The sequence below is a fragment of the Streptomyces sp. NRRL F-2580 genome, assembly GCF_000720115.1.
Taxonomy (GTDB): Bacteria; Actinomycetota; Actinomycetes; order Streptomycetales; family Streptomycetaceae; genus Streptomyces.
The window spans coordinates 31,641-43,989 of the sequence record NZ_JOIR01000023.1 but is presented as its reverse complement, the minus strand read 5'-3'; the positions used below and the strand labels follow the sequence as shown (position 1 = coordinate 43,989).

The 12,349-nt window shown below is 69.9% G+C and carries 10 protein-coding genes and 1 tRNA gene; 3 read left to right on the top strand and 8 right to left on the bottom strand.

The annotated features are described in order from the left end of the window. Positions 1-38: 38 nt before the first annotated feature. On the top strand, positions 39-269 hold the full coding sequence (locus IF88_RS0124570; RefSeq protein ID WP_030716449.1) for a DUF4287 domain-containing protein: 231 nt from the start codon (positions 39-41) through the stop codon (positions 267-269). Positions 270-384: 115 nt separating this feature from the next. On the opposite strand, the gene IF88_RS0124565 is transcribed toward IF88_RS0124570, so the two are convergent. Then, entirely contained in the window at positions 385-1,236 is an 852-nt protein-coding gene (locus tag IF88_RS0124565; RefSeq protein WP_030716445.1) for a Bax inhibitor-1/YccA family membrane protein, read from the bottom strand. A gap of 146 nt (positions 1,237-1,382) precedes the next feature. Beyond that, positions 1,383-1,464 (bottom strand) — tRNA-Leu (locus IF88_RS0124560). A 398-nt stretch (positions 1,465-1,862) separates the two neighbouring features. Between IF88_RS0124560 and IF88_RS0124555 the strand changes: the two genes are divergently transcribed. Beyond that, entirely contained in the window at positions 1,863-2,627 is a 765-nt protein-coding gene (locus IF88_RS0124555; RefSeq protein WP_107050626.1) for an ABC transporter ATP-binding protein, read from the top strand. Positions 2,628-2,685: 58 nt separating this feature from the next. After that, on the top strand, positions 2,686-5,238 hold the full coding sequence (locus IF88_RS0124550; protein ID WP_030716441.1) for an ABC transporter permease: 2,553 nt from the start codon (positions 2,686-2,688) through the stop codon (positions 5,236-5,238). Positions 5,239-5,326: 88 nt separating this feature from the next. Here IF88_RS0124550 and IF88_RS0124545 read toward each other — a convergent pair whose 3' ends face one another. The 6 genes from IF88_RS0124545 to eno all read right to left on the bottom strand — a co-directional run bounded on the left by IF88_RS0124545 (position 5,327) and on the right by eno (position 12,108). Then, positions 5,327-6,778 carry an SAM-dependent methyltransferase gene (locus tag IF88_RS0124545; RefSeq protein ID WP_030716439.1) on the bottom strand — a complete coding sequence of 484 codons (1,452 nt, stop codon included), beginning with the start codon at positions 6,776-6,778 and terminating at the stop codon, positions 5,327-5,329. A gap of 145 nt (positions 6,779-6,923) precedes the next feature. After that, positions 6,924-8,300, bottom strand: coding sequence for an NAD(P)/FAD-dependent oxidoreductase (locus IF88_RS0124540; RefSeq protein ID WP_037806875.1), 1,377 nt, complete (start codon positions 8,298-8,300; stop codon positions 6,924-6,926). Between the two features lie 390 nt (positions 8,301-8,690). Next, positions 8,691-9,656 carry a Ppx/GppA phosphatase family protein gene (locus tag IF88_RS0124535; RefSeq protein WP_030716432.1) on the bottom strand — a complete coding sequence of 322 codons (966 nt, stop codon included), beginning with the start codon at positions 9,654-9,656 and terminating at the stop codon, positions 8,691-8,693. Beyond that, positions 9,653-10,195, bottom strand: a complete 543-nt coding sequence (locus IF88_RS0124530) for a DUF501 domain-containing protein (RefSeq protein WP_030716431.1) — start codon at positions 10,193-10,195, stop codon at positions 9,653-9,655. The genes IF88_RS0124535 and IF88_RS0124530 overlap by 4 nt, the downstream gene beginning before the upstream one ends. Before the next feature lie 46 nt (positions 10,196-10,241). After that, entirely contained in the window at positions 10,242-10,730 is a 489-nt protein-coding gene (locus tag IF88_RS0124525; protein WP_030716429.1) for an FtsB family cell division protein, read from the bottom strand. Between the two features lie 91 nt (positions 10,731-10,821). Beyond that, the gene (eno, locus tag IF88_RS0124520; RefSeq protein ID WP_030716425.1) at positions 10,822-12,108 is read right to left on the bottom strand and encodes a phosphopyruvate hydratase; all 1,287 of its coding nucleotides are present in this window, start codon (positions 12,106-12,108) and stop codon (positions 10,822-10,824) included. Positions 12,109-12,349 lie beyond the last annotated feature (241 nt).

Sequence of the window (12,349 nt, the reverse complement as noted above, 5' to 3'; positions counted from 1 at the left end):
GTGAAGAGAACAGCACGGCGATACCTCCGGAGGCGCCCATGTCCGTAGAGTTCTCCGAACAGACACACCGCAACATGATCGACAGAATCCCCCAGACCACCGGTCGTGAGGTCTCCGACTGGCTCCGCACCGTCGACGAAGGCCCCTCACTCGTCCGGTTCGAGGAGAAGGTCAGCTGGCTCCGCGGCGCGCACGAGCTGTCGTACGGCCAGGCCAAGGCGATCATCCACGAGTACGACCTGCGCAGAGCAGCGCGCCGGTTCGGCTGAACCCCTCCCCCGGCCCCCGTTCCCCTGGACGCGGGAAGGCCCCGCGAGCGGTGTGCTCGCGGGGCCTTCCCCATGCCGTGTGCCGTGCGCAGGCCGGGGTGGCCTGCGGGTCCTGCTAGTCGTCGCCCGAGAGGATCGAGAAGATGCGCAGCATCTCCACGTAGATCCACGCCAGGGTGACGGTGAGGCCGAAGGCCGCAAGCCAGGCCTCATCGCGCGGGGCGCCGTAGGCGATGCCGTCCTCGACCTGCTTGAAGTCCATGGCGAGGAAGCAGGCGCCGAGGATGACGCCGATGGCACCGAACAGCAGGCCGAGGCCGCCGCTGCGGAAGCCGAGGCCGTCACCGCCGCCGAAGACCGCGAACAGCGTGTTCGTGAGCATCAGGAGGATGAAGCCGAGGGTCGCGGCCATCACGAAGCCGTAGAAACGGCGCGTGACGCGGATCCAGCCCATCTTGTACCCGAGGAGCACGGCGGCGAAGACGCACATCGTGCCCATCACGGCCTGGATGACCACGCCGGGGCTGAGGTAGGTGCTGACGGCTGCGCTGATGACCCCGAGGAAGACACCCTCGAACGCCGCGTAGCCCAGGATCAGGCCGGGGGAGGCCTTGCGCTTGAAGGACTGAATGATCACCAGGACGAAGGCGACCAGGCCCGCGGCGAAGCCGATGCCGTACGACTTGCCGAGGTTGGCCGGGTCGACCGGCAGCAGCACCCAGGAAAGGGTTGCCGTGACGATGAGCGTGCCGAGCGTCATGGCCGTACGGCTCACGACGTCGTCCATGGTCATCGCGTCGGCGCGCGCCGGTGCCTGCGGCATACCCGTGGTCGGGTCGGTCGCGTACGGGTTCGTCGCGTACGGGTTGGTCCCGGCCTGCTGGTGCTGCGGCGTCGCAAAGCCCGCGTGGCCACCGTTGTCGCGGCTGAACCCCCGTCGCGAGAAGACCGGGTTACTGCTCCTCATCTCACTCCTCCGTGGCCGCCGAGCGCGGCCTTGCAACAAGAGTAATGCGCTCGCAAAGAAAGCACCCTACTGCTGGAGGAGGATCTTAGGAGAAGGCAGGGCGAAGCGCAGGAGATAAAGGAGCGGGCCTCGCGAGAACTGCGGAGTGCCCGGAGCCGGACTTGAACCGGCACGGCCCGAAGGCCAGCGAGGTTTAAGCTCGCCGTGTCTGCATTCCACCATCCGGGCAGGGCGTGGCGGCCCCCGTGGAAAAAGCCTTCAACGCTTGATCCGAGCCTATCCGTAACGCCGTCGCCACTGACCGTCCGTCAACCCGATGTTGTCTGATTTTATTGGCGCTTGAGGGTTCGTCAGACCCGAGAATGCACGGTCGGCCCGTTCTGGGCGCCGCTCACCACCTGTACGGGATTGACGGGATTTCGACGGCCGCGCCACCCGCGCGCCACCCCGAGCCACCGCCCCGCGGATCAGGGCTCCTGTCATACCAGAGGAGGAGGCGCGAGGCCCCTCCGTCAGTCTCGAGTGGGCCCGGAAACAAGCTCGGCGGCTGATCCGGAGCGGGGGTGCCCGCGGCGAGGATGGGAACGTCCCCGCACCGCAGATCGAGGAGCCGTCCTGTGACCACCATGAACTACGCCCCGCACACCACCCAGGCCGTGGCCGCCCGCGCCACCGGCCTCTCCAAGGTGTACGGCCAGGGCGAGACCCAGGTGGTCGCCCTGGACAACGTCTCGGTGGACTTCGGGCAGGGGCAGTTCACTGCGATCATGGGCCCCTCGGGCTCCGGCAAGTCCACGCTGATGCACTGCGTCGCCGGGCTGGACACCTTCTCCGCCGGCTCCGTCCGCATAGGCGAGACCGAGCTGGGCGCCCTCAAGGACAAGCAGCTCACCCAGCTGCGCCGGGACAAGATCGGCTTCATCTTCCAGGCCTTCAACCTGCTGCCGACGCTGACGGCCCTGGAGAACATCACGCTCCCCATGGACATCGCCGGCCGCAAGCCGGACAAGCAGTGGCTGGACAACGTGATCAGCATGGTCGGCCTCACCGGCCGCCTGAGCCACCGCCCCACCCAGCTCTCCGGCGGCCAGCAGCAGCGCGTGGCCGTGGCCCGCGCCCTGGCCTCGCGCCCCGAGATCATCTTCGGTGACGAGCCCACCGGAAACCTCGACTCCCGCTCCGGCGCCGAGGTCCTCGGCTTCCTGCGTAACTCGGTGCGCGAGCTCGGCCAGACCGTCGTGATGGTCACCCACGACCCGGTGGCCGCCTCCTACGCGGACCGCGTCATCTTCCTGGCCGACGGCCGGATCGTCGACGAGATGTACGGCCCCACCGCCGACGGCGTGCTCGACCGCATGAAGGCCTTCGACGCCAAGGGCCGCACCAGCTGACCGGGATCTCCCTCCCCCCGCCCTCCTCCAGACTCCAGCCCCAGGACTGAGATCCCCCATGTTCCGTACCGCCCTGCGCAACGTCCTCGCGCACAAGGCCCGGCTGCTGATGACGGTCCTCGCCGTCACCCTCGGCGTCGCCTTCGTCTCCGGCACCCTCGTCTTCACCGACACCCTCAAGAAGTCCCTCTCCAACCAGTCCGCCAAGAGCTACGAAGACGTGGCCGTCTCCGTCACCTCGTACGGCCAGGGCCGCGACGACAACGGACAGAAGGAGGGCGAGCCCGGCCTCAGCCAGCAGACCCTCGACAAGGTCAAGGCCCTCGGCGGGGTCGCCTCCGTCTCCGGCCGCGTCTCCGGCTTCGCCGGCGTGGGTGACGAGAACGGCAAGCTGATCGGCTCCGGCTGGTCCAACAAGGGCTCCAACTACGCCCCCGTGAAGGACGGCAAGGACCCGAACTACGCCTTCACCCAGGGCGCCGGGCCGGCCAAGGCCGACGAGATCGCGCTCGACAAGGCGACCGCGGACGCGGGCGGCTACCACGTCGGCGACAGGGTCCGCGTCGCCACCAACGGCCCGGTCAAGGAGTACTCCCTCGCCGGTGTCTTCACCACCGAGGACGGCGCCGTCCAGGCCGGCGGCAGCCTCGTGCTCTTCGACACCAAGGTCGCCCAGGAGCTCTACCTCAAGCCCGGCTACTTCCAGGAGCTGTCGGTGGCCGCCAAGGCCGGCGCCTCCGCCGACCAGCTGCTCGCCGAGATCAAGCCGCTGCTCGACGACAAGCACACCAAGGCGCAGACCGGCGCGGCACTCGCCAAGGAGCAGGCCGAGCAGATCGAGAAGGGCATGAGCAACATGAGCACCATGCTGCTCGTGTTCGCCGGCATCTCGCTCTTCGTCGGCGTCTTCCTGATCTACAACACCTTCACCATGCTGGTCACCCAGCGCACCAAGGAGCTGGCCCTGCTGCGCGCCGTCGGCGCGAACCGCGGCCAGGTCATGCGCTCGGTCCTCGCCGAGGCCCTGGTCGTCGGCGCGGTCTCCGCCGCCATCGGCCTGCTCAGCGGTCTCGGCCTGGCGATCGGCATGCGCTCCCTGATCGGCTCCTTCGGCGCCAAGCTCCCGGGCGGCGACCTCGTGGTCGCCCCGGGCACGATCATCGCGGCCCTGGTCATCGGCGTCCTGGTCACCACGCTGGCCGCGCTGCTGCCCGCCTGGCGCACCGGCCGGATCGCCCCCGTCGCCGCCATGGGCAGCGCCCACCTGCCGGCCTCGGCGAAGTCCCTCATCGTGCGCAACGTCATCGGTTCCGTCATCGGCGTCCTCGCCGTCGGCCTGGTCCTGCTGGGCGTGTCCAAGGGTGGCTCCACCGGCCGCATGATCATGGGCGCGGGCGCGTTCTTCATGCTCATCGGCCTGATCGTGCTGCTGCCGCTGCTCTCCAAGCCGGTCATCTCGGCGGTCCGCCCCCTGCTGCAGAAGGCGTTCGGGGTTCCCGGCAAGCTGGCCGCGCAGAACGCCGTCCGCAACCCGCGCCGCACCGCCGTCACCGCCGCCTCGCTGGCGATCGGCCTGACCCTGGTCACCACCCTGTCCGTGCTCGGCATCACCGTCGGCAAGGTCGTCGACCGCATGAGCACCGAGAAGCTCAAGGCGGACTACCGGGTCTCCATGGCGGGCGACATGGGCAGCCTGGACGAGTCGGTGGCCGAGACCCTGGCCAAGGCTCCCGGCATCAAGGCGGTCTCCCCGCAGACGGCGGGCTACCTCAAGGTCGGCGAGGACTTCCGCGCGACCTCCGGTGTCACCCCGGGCGCCATCGACCAGATGCTGAACATCGAGGTCCTCAGCGGTTCGCTGGACGCCCTCGGCAAGGGCGAGCTGGCGGTCGCCGAGAAGACCGCCAAGAAGGCGAACCTGGCCGTCGGCTCCACGCTCCAGGTCCAGTTCGACGACGGCCGGCAGGGCAGCCTGAAGGTCGGCGCGGTCTACGAGGACCTGGAGGGCCTGCTCTCCCCGTACGTCATCGACAACAAGATCCTCAGCGCCCACAGCGAGGAGCAGTACACCCCCGAGGTGTACGTCAACGTCGACGGCGGGGCCTCCGCGGCCGGCCAGCAGAAGGTCGTCGACGCCCTCGGCAAGAACCCGGCCATCACCGTCGCCACCCAGCAGGACATGCGCAACGAGATGGGCGGCATGATCAACACGATGCTGAACGTCATGTACGGCCTGCTCGGCATGGCGCTGATCATCTCGGTGCTCGGCGTGGTCAACACCCTGGCGATGTCCGTCTTCGAGCGGACCCAGGAGATCGGCATGCTGCGGGCGATCGGCCTCGACCGCAGCCGGGTGAAGAACATGATCCGCCTGGAGGCCGTGGTGATCTCGCTCTTCGGCGCGGTCCTGGGCGTCGCCATCGGCGTCTTCCTCGCCTGGGCCGTCGGCACCACGATCGCGAAGTCCATGCCGAACTACGAGCTGGTCCTCCCGTGGGACCGGATCGGCATCTTCCTCCTGCTGGCCGCCGTGGTCGGCGTCCTGGCCGCCATGTGGCCGGCCCGCAGCGCCGCCCGCCTGAACATGCTGACAGCCATCAAGACCGAGTAGTAGCGGGAGCGGGACGCCGAACCGCGACGAGACAGGGCCCCGGGGCAACACGCCCCGGGGTCCTGCCCGTTGTGCACATACGTTTTCGCTACGGGGTCTGCGCCACCCCCCAGGTGCGCAGCCGCAGCGGCAGGCCCGAGTCGCCGCCCGCCGCGGACTTCACCGCGAGGACCTGGTTGACCCCGAGCCGGCCGTGCTCGAAGCCGAGTGCGGAAGCCGCCATGTAGAGCTGCCAGACCCGGGCCCGGCCCGGCGAGGTCAGCCGTACCGCCTCGTCCCAGTGCTCCTGGAGCCCCGCCACCCAGGCCCGCAGGGTCAGTGCGTAGTGCTCGCGCAGCGCCTCCACGTCGCGGACCTCGAAACCGGCCCGCTCCAGCTCGCCGACGGTGGTGCCGAGCGGGGAGAGCTCTCCGTCGGGGAAGACGTAGGCGTCGATGAACGCGTCGATCCGGTGCGCCTCCTCGTCGGGCTCCGGCGGGCGGGCGATCTGGTGGTTCAGCAGCCGCCCGCCGGGGCGCAGCAGGGCGTGCAGGGTGCGGGCGTACTCCCGGTACCGGTCGGATCCGACGTGTTCGGCCATCCCGATGGAGGAAATCGCGTCGTACGGACCGTCCTTGACGTCCCGGTAGTCCTGGACGCGCAGCTCGACGAGGTCGGCCAGGCCCGCCTCGGCGACCCGTTTGCGGCCGTACGCGGCCTGCTCGCGCGAGAGCGTGATCCCGGTGACCCGGACCCCGTACTCGCGGGCCGCGTGCAGCGCCATGGAGCCCCAGCCGCAGCCGACGTCGAGGAGGCGGTAGCCGGGCTGCAGGGCGAGCTTGCGGCAGACCAGGTCGAGCTTGTCCCGCTGGGCCTGCTCCAGGGTGGAGCCGGGGCTCCAGTAGGCGCAGGAGTACACCATCGAGGGGCCGAGCACCCGCTCGTAGAAGTCGTTGCCGACGTCGTAGTGGTGGCTGATGGCCTGGCGGTCGCGCCCCTTGCTGTGCCGCGGCCCGCCCCGCCGGGCCGCCTCCTCGGCGGGGGGCTGGGGCGGTGGCAGGGGTCCGGCGAGCGCGATCAGCTCCCGTACGGCCGCCCGGTACGCGGGGTCCCGCCATTTGGCCCCCGGCAGGTCGGGCAGCCGGGGCAGCCTCGGCCGGCTCGCGATGCCCTTCCGGGTCGTGCGTGGCCCCGGACGCCCGCCCGGCGCCACGACGGCCGCGGGGGGTCGTTCCGGGCCCGCCGTGCGCGCCCCCGCGGGGCCGGCGGGGCCGGCGGGCAGCGGGTCGCGCCCGCGTTCCCACAGGACCCCCGCCACGCGGTCCAGCAGGGCGAACAGGTCGCCCTCGACGGTCAGTTCCCCCGCCACCCATGCGCGGGCCAGGCCCAGCTCCCCGGGCTTCCACAGCACCCGGCGCAATGCGCGGCGGTCGTGGACGACGAGCACGGGGCCGTTGGGCGGCCCGGCCTCGCTGCCGTCCCAGGCCCGGACGCGCACCGGCAGCGGGGCACCCAGCAGTGTCTCGGCAACAGCAGCCAGCCGCGGCGCGGCGTCGGTCATGGCGCACCTCCACAAAAGCTCCGACCCATCCCTCTACCCATCCCGGGCCCCGGGTACGCCGAAGGGGCCGCCCGCACCACGGATGGCGGGCGGCCCCTTCGGGGACGTGCAGGTACTGCTCAGGGTCCTGCCGACTGGCGCCGGGTCAGGAAGCCTTGGCCTTCTGGGCCGTGGCGGCCGGAGCCGGGGCCGGCTTGGCGGCCTCGTAGAACTCCTCGCGCGGGGTTTCGAGAGCACCCAGCGAGACGACCTCGCGCTTGAGGAACATGCCGAGGGTCCAGTCGGCGAAGACGCGGATCTTGCGGTTCCAGGTCGGCATGGCCATGCCGTGGTAACCACGGTGCATGTACCACGCGAGCCGGCCCTTGAGCTTGATCTTCATCTTGCCCATGACGATCATCGCGACGCCCTTGTGGAGGCCGAGGCCCGCCACCGCACCCTTGTTGGAGTGCGAGTACTCGGCCTGCGGGAAGCCCCGCATGCCCGAGATGACGTTGTCGCCGAGGACCTTCGCCTGGCGCAGCGCGTGCTGGGCGTTCGGCGGGCACCAGGCGTTCTCGACGCCGGCCTTGCGGGCGGCGACGTCGGGAACCTGGGCGTTGTCGCCCGCGGTCCAGATGTAGTCCGTGCCCGTGACCTGGAGGGTCGGCTGGGCGTCGACGTGGCCGCGGGGGCCCAGCGGCAGGCCGTAGCGGGCCAGCACCGGGTTGGGCTTGACGCCGGCGGTCCACACGATGGTGTTGGAGTCGACCTCCAGGCCGTTCTTCAGCACCACGTGGCCGTCCACGCAGGAGTCCATGGAGGTGTTGAGGTAGATCTCGATGCCGCGGGACTCGAGGTGCTCCTTGCCCCAGGTGCCGAGCTTGGGCCCGACCTCGGGAAGGATCTTGTCGGCCGCGTCGACCAGGATGAAGCGCATGTCCTCGCGCTTGATCGTGGAGTAGTACTTCGCGGCGTCGCGGGCCATGTCCTCGACCTCGCCGATCGTCTCGGCACCGGCGAAGCCGCCGCCGACGAAGACGAAGGTGAGGGCCTTGCGGCGGACGTTCTCGTCCGTCGTGGACTCGGCCTTGTCGAGCTGTTCGAGGACGTGGTTGCGCAGGCCGATGCCCTCTTCGACGCCCTTCATGCCGATGCCCTGTTCGGCGAGGCCGGGGATCGGGAAGGTGCGGGAGACGGCGCCGAGCGCGATCACCAGGTAGTCGAAGGGCAGCTCGTACGCCTCGCCGACGAGCGGCGTGACGACGGCGACCTTGCGGTCCTGGTCGATGCTGGTGACCCGGCCGGTGAGAACCTCTGCCTTGGGCAGCACGCGTCGCAGCGGGACGACGACGTGCCGAGGCGAGATGCTGCCTGCGGCCACTTCAGGGAGGAAGGGCTGGTAGGTCATGTACGAGCGCGGGTCGACGACCGTGACGGTCGCCTCGCCGTAGCGCATCTTCTTCATGATGCGCTTGGCTGCGTACAGGCCTACGTACCCACCTCCTACAACGAGGATCCTGGGACGCTCCGTGGTGCTCATGGAACGAGTATCCAGCACCCAAAGGGGTGTCGCTCGTGAGCCCCTTCACAAGGAGTCGGAAGCCCTCTGCTACACTCCGCCGCCCACGTGACGGACGTCATGGCGCGCAACGGGAACCACGGTGTAACGGGAGTCGTTGTTCACCCGTCCTGAACTGGCCTCCAAGGCCTGAAGCGGACTGGACCACAGGGGTTCGTCCATACCTCCGACGCGGAACCCGCAGGGTCCGCCGATCGCACGAACCGACACAGAAAAGGGCCTGGAGGCCTCCGGAGAGGCCCAAATGGCCCTCCCGTCAGCCCCACAGGCCCCTTTTCCTTGTGAAGAACTTCACGAACTTTATATGGATCACGGGTCCGAAGACCCCCCAACCCCATGTTCGAAGGTCGTTCAGGCGATCGACCAGGCGATTCCGTCGAGGATGTCGTGCTCGGAGACGATGACCTCGGTGGCGCCGACCCGCTCCATGATCGCCAGGAGCACCAGGACGCCGGCCCCGATCACGTCCACCCGGCCCGGGTGCATCACCGGGATCGCCGCGCGCTCGGCGTGGGTCGCCGTCAGCATCCGCTCGCTCACCTCGCGGACCTGCTCGTAGGAGATCCGCGCGTGGTGGATCTCCGAGGAGATGTACTCCGGCAGGCCGAGGACGATCCCGGCCACCGTGGTCACCGAGCCGGCCAGGCCGACCAGGGTGCGCGCCTCGGCCAGCGGGACGCTCTCGGCGGCCAGGTCGAGGGCGGCCTCGATGTCGGCCCGCATCGCGGCGATCTGCGCCGGGGACGGCGGGTCGGTGACGACCCCGTCCACCACCAGGTGACGCTCGGTCATCCGGACGCAGCCCACGTCCACCGAGCGGGCGGCGCGCACGTGGTCCTCGCCGACCACGAACTCGGTCGAACCGCCGCCGATGTCCACCACCAGGAACGGCCGTTCCAGGTGCTCGTGGGCGAGGAGCTCCTTGGTGGCGCCGGTGAAGGAGAACTCGGCCTCCTGGTCGCCGGAGATCACCTCGGGCTCGACGCCCAGGATGTCCTTGACGCCCTGCACGAACGCGTCGCGGTTCTCGGCGTCCCGGGAGGCGGAGGTGGCCACGAAGCGCACCCGCTCCGCACCGAGCTCCTTGATGATCGCGGCGTACTCGCGGCAGGCGGCGAAGGTGCGCTCCAGCGCCTCCGGGGCGAGGCGCCCGGTCCGGTCCACGCCCTGGCCGAGGCGGACGATGATCATCCGCCGGTCCAGCTCGACCAGCTCGCCGGTGGCGCCCGCGCCGGAGGCGCTGTCGGACACCGTGCAGTCCGCGACGAGGAGCCGGATGGAGTTCGTACCGCAGTCGATGGCCGCGACCCGGGTCACCGGGACTCCTCTTCCTTCTTCTCCCCGCACGGGGTGACGCAGGCGCCCTTGGCCCACCACTCGGGCAGCATCGCCAGGGCCTCGTCACCGAACGGGTTCACGCCCGGGCCCGCGGCCAGGGAGTGGCCGACCAGCACGTGGAGGCACTTCACCCGGTCCGGCATCCCGCCGGCGCTCGGGAAGCCCTGGAGCACCTCGATGGCGTCGCGGCGCCGGATGTAGTCCTCGTGCGCGGCCTGGTAGGCGGCGGCGAGCTCCGGGTCCTCGGCGAGCCGGGCCTGCATCTCCTTCATCACGCCGTTGGCCTCCAGCGTGCCGATCGCGGAGGCCGCGCGCGGGCACGTCAGGTAGTACAGCGTGGGGAAGGGGGTGCCGTCGGGGAGCCGCGGGGCGGTCTCGACCACGTCCGGCTGCCCGCAGGGGCAGCGGTGCGCGATGGCGCGCAGCCCGCGCGGCGGGCGGCCGAGCTGCTGCTCGAACGCCTCGATGTCCGCGTCGGTCGGCTCGGTCCGGTCGGTCTGGGGCGGGGGCGTCTGCATGCCTGGAGGAAGTCTCTTCGTTCGGTTCTCTGACGGATGGATCTGTTCAGTCGCCGGGGCGGTCGGCCTTGTCGACGCCGTCCCAGACGTTCGAGTACCAGGGGCGGTCGGAGCCGGCCTGGCCGGTCCGGTGCGGTTCCGGGGGCTGGGCCCCGGGGTCGCTCATGATGTAGCCGATCTCCCCCGGGCGCAGGAAGTGCAGGTGCCTGCGCGCCTGCTGCTCCGCGTAGGCGTCGTCCTGCCAGCGGGCCTTCTCGTCGCGCAGCCGCTCCATGCGGTCCCGCGCGGTGGCGGCGGCCCGCTGCTGCTCCGCGATCTCCGAGCGCTGGGACACGTATTGACGCATCGGATACGCGAGGGCGACGACCAGGGTACAGAGGACGAGCACGAGGAGCGCGGCCCGGCCGGTGAGCCGGCTGCGGCGGACCTGCCGGCGCGACTGCGAGCGGTAGACGTGGGCGGCGGTCCGCTCACCGAGCTGCTTGAGCCTGGTCGCGGTGGAGAAGGTGGAGAACCGGTCCCGGTTCCCGGCCATTGGTCCGCCTCCCCTGTGTACGCACTACGCAAATACGTCCCCGCACACGGTACGGGACCGAGTGCGGGGACGTACGGAGGCAAGAGCGTGATTAGCCCTTGAAGCGCGGGAAGGCGCTGCGGCCCGCGTACACCGCGGCGTCGTCGAGGATCTCCTCGATGCGCAGCAGCTGGTTGTACTTGGCGACGCGGTCCGAGCGGGCCGGGGCGCCGGTCTTGATCTGACCGCAGTTCACGGCGACGGCGAGGTCGGCGATGGTGACGTCCTCGGTCTCACCGGAACGGTGCGACATCATGCACTTGAAGCCGTTGCGCTGGGCCATCTCGACGGCGTCGAGGGTCTCGGTCAGCGAACCGATCTGGTTCACCTTCACGAGCAGGGCGTTCGCGGAGCCTTCCTCGATGCCGCGGGCCAGACGCTCGGGGTTGGTGACGAAGAGGTCGTCGCCGACGATCTGGACCTTGGAGCCCAGGCGGTCGGTGATGGTCTTCCAGCCGGCCCAGTCGTCCTCGAACAGCGGGTCCTCGATGGAGACGAGCGGGTACGCCTCGACGAGCTCGGCGTAGTAGTCGGTCATCTCGGCGGCCGAGCGGGACTGGCCCTCGAACTCGTACTTGCCGTCCTTGTAGAACTCGGACGCGGCGACGTCGAGCGCGAGCGCGATGTCCTTGCCCGGGGTGTAGCCGGCCTGCTTGATGGCCTCGATGATGAGGTCGAGCGCGGCGCGGTTGGACTCCAGGTTCGGCGCGAAGCCGCCCTCGTCGCCCAGACCGGTGGAGAGGCCCTTGGTGTGCAGGACCTTCTTGAGGGTGTGGTAGACCTCGGCACCCCAACGCAGCGCCTCGGAGAAGGACTCCGCGCCGATCGGGGCGATCATGAACTCCTGGATGTCCACGTTGGAGTCGGCGTGCGACCCACCGTTGAGGATGTTCATCATCGGAACGGGCAGCAGGTGCGCGTTCGGACCGCCGAGGTAACGGAAGAGCGGAAGGTCCGAGGCCTCGGACGCGGCGTGCGCGACGGCGAGGGAGACGCCGAGGATGGCGTTGGCGCCGAGGGAGCCCTTGTTGTCGGTGGCATCCAGGTCGAACATGGCCTGGTCGATCAGGCGCTGCTCGGTGGCGTCGTAGCCGACGAGCTCCGGGCCGATCTGCTCGATGACGGCGAGGACGGCCTTCTCGACACCCTTGCCGAAGTAACGGTTGGGGTCACCGTCACGGAGCTCGATGGCCTCGAATGCACCGGTGGAGGCGCCGGACGGGACTGCAGCACGGCCGGTGCTGCCATCGTCGAGGCCCACCTCGACCTCGACCGTGGGGTTGCCTCGGGAGTCCAGGATTTCCCGGGCTACGACGACGTCGATGGACGGCACGAGCATCTCCTTCTGGGATGTGACGCTGGGTGTGCGGTGGCATGTCAGGCCGTGGGACGGCCTTGCCGCTTAGAGCCTAACCGGCCCGGGGCACTCGACCGGCCGACCGCCCGACCCCTGGGACGAAAAAGGGACCGAATACCCCTCTTCCGGGACATAGGTCTCTGGATCGTCGCCCGTCATCCGGTACGCACACCGCCGCCCGGCGCGTGGGGGAGACGCGCCGGGCGGCGGGAATGCTGTGCGT

Coding starts and splice junctions, on each gene's coding strand:
- IF88_RS0124570 (WP_030716449.1), top strand. CDS start 39: ATGTCCGTAGAGTTCTCCGAACAGACACACCGCAACATGATCGACAGA.
- IF88_RS0124565 (WP_030716445.1), bottom strand. CDS start 1,236: ATGAGGAGCAGTAACCCGGTCTTCTCGCGACGGGGGTTCAGCCGCGAC.
- IF88_RS0124555 (WP_107050626.1), top strand. CDS start 1,863: ATGAACTACGCCCCGCACACCACCCAGGCCGTGGCCGCCCGCGCCACC.
- IF88_RS0124550 (WP_030716441.1), top strand. CDS start 2,686: ATGTTCCGTACCGCCCTGCGCAACGTCCTCGCGCACAAGGCCCGGCTG.
- IF88_RS0124545 (WP_030716439.1), bottom strand. CDS start 6,778: ATGACCGACGCCGCGCCGCGGCTGGCTGCTGTTGCCGAGACACTGCTG.
- IF88_RS0124540 (WP_037806875.1), bottom strand. CDS start 8,300: ATGAGCACCACGGAGCGTCCCAGGATCCTCGTTGTAGGAGGTGGGTAC.
- IF88_RS0124530 (WP_030716431.1), bottom strand. CDS start 10,195: ATGCAGACGCCCCCGCCCCAGACCGACCGGACCGAGCCGACCGACGCG.
- IF88_RS0124525 (WP_030716429.1), bottom strand. CDS start 10,730: ATGGCCGGGAACCGGGACCGGTTCTCCACCTTCTCCACCGCGACCAGG.
- eno (WP_030716425.1), bottom strand. CDS start 12,108: ATGCTCGTGCCGTCCATCGACGTCGTCGTAGCCCGGGAAATCCTGGAC.